The following is a 3,459-nucleotide window of genomic DNA, read 5'->3' on the forward strand; positions in this document are numbered from 1 at the left end:
TCGATCGCCGGCTGCCCAGGGGCCGGGGATGGCATGCGCCTGCATATGGCTCAGCAGCTGCTCGTCGACCCGCTGCGCCGTGCGCCTCAGCGCCAGCTCGCGCAACGCCGTCAGGTTGCCCGGCGAGAAATAGTTCGACACCGCCCGTCTGGCGGTCTCCGGCAGGTAGACCTTGCCCTCGTTCAGCCGCTTGATCAGGTCCTCGGGCGTGAGGTCGATGATCTCGATCGCGTCGGCGCGGTCGATGATCGAGTCCGGCACCGTCTCGCGTACGCGAACCCGCGTGATCTGCGCGACGACGTCGTTGAGGCTTTCGACATGCTGGATGTTGAGCGTCGTGTAGACGTCGATGCCGCGGTCGATCAGCTCGAGCACGTCGAGATAGCGTTTGGGATGGCGACTGCCCTGGGCGTTGGTATGGGCGAGTTCGTCGACGAGGACGAGCTGCGGCCGCCTTGCCAGGACCGCGTCGAGATCCATCTCGTCGACGCTCTGGCCGCGATAGGCGACCTGGCTTCGCGGCACCACCTCGTAGCCTTCGATCAGCGCCTGTGTCTCGCGGCGGCCATGCGTCTCGACGACACCGATGACGACGTCGATGCCCTCCGCCCGGCGCGCCCGCCCGGCGAGCAGCATCTCGTAGGTCTTTCCGACCCCCGGGGCGGCGCCGAGGAAGATCTTCAGCTTTCCGCGCGTTTCGCTGCGGACCTGTTCCAGCAGCGCGTCCGGAGACGGCCTTGGCGGCTCGGTGCGAAGCTCGTCCGGCATGGCGTGGGATGGGTCCTCAAACGGCGCGGCGACGGGATCGCTCCGGCCGCCGCGCACTTCTTAGCGTTATTTCGCTGTCGCCGCATCGAGGGCGAGGTTCAGCTTCAGCACGTTGACGACAGGCTCGCCGAGGATGCCGAGCTGGCGTCCTTCGACATGGCCGGCGACGAGGCTGCGCAGATCCGCCTCGCTCAGGCCGCGGGCCCGGGCGACGCGCGGCACCTGGAAATAGGCGGCTTCCGGCGAGACATGCGGGTCGAGCCCGCTGCCGGAGGTCGTCACCAAATCCATCGGCACGGCGGCCTGCGGATTCTCCTGCTTCAGCGTCGCCACGTCGCCCTTGATGCGCTCGACCAGCTTGGGGTTGGTCGGGCCGAGATTCGAGCCGCCGGAGCTCGTGGCATTGTACCCGTCGCCGGCCGCCGAGGGCCTGCCATGGAAATAGCGTTCGCCGGCGAAGGACTGACCGATCAGCTCGGATCCGATCACCTTGCCGTCCTTTTCGATCAGGCTGCCATTGGCCTGGCGGGGGAACAGCGCCTGGGCGACCCCGGTCATCGCCAGCGGATAGGCGATACCGGTGATGGCGGTGAGCGCGACGATCATCACGATCGCGGGGCGAAGTTGCTTCAACATGGTTTCAGATCCTTCAGATCAGGCCGACGGCCGTGACGGCCATGTCGATCGCCTTGATGCCGATGAACGGGACGATGATGCCGCCGAGGCCGTAGACCAGCAGGTTGCGTGAGAGCAGCGCGCCGGCGCCGACCGGGCGATACTTCACACCGTGCAGCGCGAGCGGGATCAGCGCGACGATGATCAGCGCGTTGAAGATGATGGCGGAGAGGATCGCGCTCTGCGGCGTGGCGAGCTGCATGAAGTTCAGCGCGCCGAGCTGCGGATAGAAAGCGATGAACATCGCCGGGATGATGGCGAAATACTTCGCGATGTCGTTGGCGATCGAGAAGGTCGTCAGCGCGCCACGCGTCATCAGCAACTGCTTGCCGATCTCGACGATCTCGATGAGCTTGGTCGGGTCGCTGTCGAGATCGACCATGTTGCCGGCCTCGCGCGCCGCCACCGTGCCCGTGTTCATCGCCACGCCGACATCGGCCTGGGCGAGCGCCGGCGCGTCGTTGGTGCCGTCGCCGCACATCGCGACGAGTTTGCCCTTGCCCTGCTCCTCGCGGATCAGCGCGAGCTTGTTCTCGGGCGTCGCCTGGGCGAGGAAATCGTCGACGCCGGCCTCGGCTGCGATGGCGGCCGCGGTCATCGGGTTGTCGCCGGTGATCATCACCGTGCGGATGCCCATCCGGCGCAGCTCGACGAAGCGCTCTCGGATGCCGCCCTTGACGATGTCCTTGAGCTGGATGACGCCGAGCAGCTTGCCATCGCGGGCCACAGCAAGCGGCGTCCCGCCGGCCTTGGCGATCTCCTCGGCGATGGCCTGCACCTCGCGCGCCGCCTCGCTGTCGCCGCCGCTCTCGCGGATATGGGCGAGCACCGCATCGACCGCGCCCTTGCGGATGCTGGAGCCGTCGTGATCGACGCCGCTCATCCGGCTCTGCGCGGTGAAGGGCACGAAATGGGCATTGAGGCCGACGAGGTCGCGCGCCCGGATGCCATGCTGCTCCTTGGCGAGCACGACGATCGAGCGGCCTTCCGGCGTCTCGTCGGCGAGCGAGGCGAGCTGGGCTGCGTCCGCAAGCTCAAGCTCGTTCACGCCCCGCACCGGCTTGAAGGCGGTCGCCTGGCGGTTGCCGAGCGTGATCGTGCCGGTCTTGTCGAGCAGCAGCGTGTCGACGTCGCCGGCAGCCTCGACGGCACGGCCGGACATGGCGAGCACGTTGAACCGCACCAGGCGATCCATGCCCGCGATGCCGATGGCCGAGAGCAGCGCGCCGATCGTGGTCGGGATCAGCGTCACGAAAAGCGCGACGAGGACGATGACGGGAATGGCGCCGCCGGCATAGCTGGCGAAGCTCGGGATCGTCGCCGTCGCCAGCACGAAGATCAGCGTCATGCCCGCGAGCAGGATGTTGAGCGCGATCTCGTTCGGCGTCTTCTGCCGCTCCGCACCTTCGACCAGCGCGATCATGCGGTCGATGAAGGTCGAGCCCGCGGTGGCGGTGATACGGACCCTGATCCAGTCCGACAGCACCTGCGTACCGCCGGTGACGGCCGAGCGGTCGCCGCCGGATTCGCGGATGACCGGCGCGGATTCGCCGGTGATCGCCGCTTCGTTGACCGAGGCGATGCCTTCGATCACCTCGCCATCGGAGGGGATGATGTCGCCGGCCTCGACCAGCACGACGTCGTTGAGCTTGAGGCTGGGCCCGGGCACCAGCGTGAACTTGCTGCGATCGGTCCCGCCGAGCAGCTTGGCCTGCGTCTCCGAGCGCGTCTTGCGCAGCGAATCCGCCTGCGCCTTGCCGCGACCTTCGGCGACGGCTTCGGCGAAGTTGGCGAACAGCACCGTGAACCAGAGCCAGAGCACGATCTGGAAGGAGAAGCCGAGATGGGCGGCACCGGCGAGCCAGTCGCGCAGCAGGAGGATCGTGGTCAGCGCCGAGACCACGGCGACGACGAACATCACCGGGTTCTTGGCAAGGCTGCGCGGATCGAGCTTGCGGAAGGCGCCGCCGAGCGCCGGGACGAGGATGCGGGCATCGAGGATGCTGCCGGACCTTG

At 67.6% G+C, this 3,459-nt stretch carries 3 protein-coding genes; all 3 read right to left on the bottom strand.

Annotated features, from left to right (window positions below; genetic code table 11):
- Positions 1–768 (bottom strand): histidine kinase (locus ACIPIA_RS12545; protein ID WP_465246958.1); only part of this gene is annotated, 768 nt, incomplete at its 3' end.
- Between the two features lie 66 nt (positions 769–834).
- Entirely contained in the window at positions 835–1,404 is a 570-nt protein-coding gene (kdpC, locus tag ACIPIA_RS12550; protein ID WP_400509999.1) for a potassium-transporting ATPase subunit KdpC, read from the bottom strand.
- Between the two features lie 13 nt (positions 1,405–1,417).
- The coding region (kdpB, locus tag ACIPIA_RS12555) for a potassium-transporting ATPase subunit KdpB (protein WP_400510001.1) at positions 1,418–3,459 on the bottom strand (2,042 nt) is incomplete at its 5' end.

Origin of the sequence: Allobosea sp. CER48 (genome assembly GCF_044752385.1) — a bacterium.
Classification (GTDB): domain Bacteria; phylum Pseudomonadota; class Alphaproteobacteria; order Rhizobiales; family Beijerinckiaceae; genus Allobosea.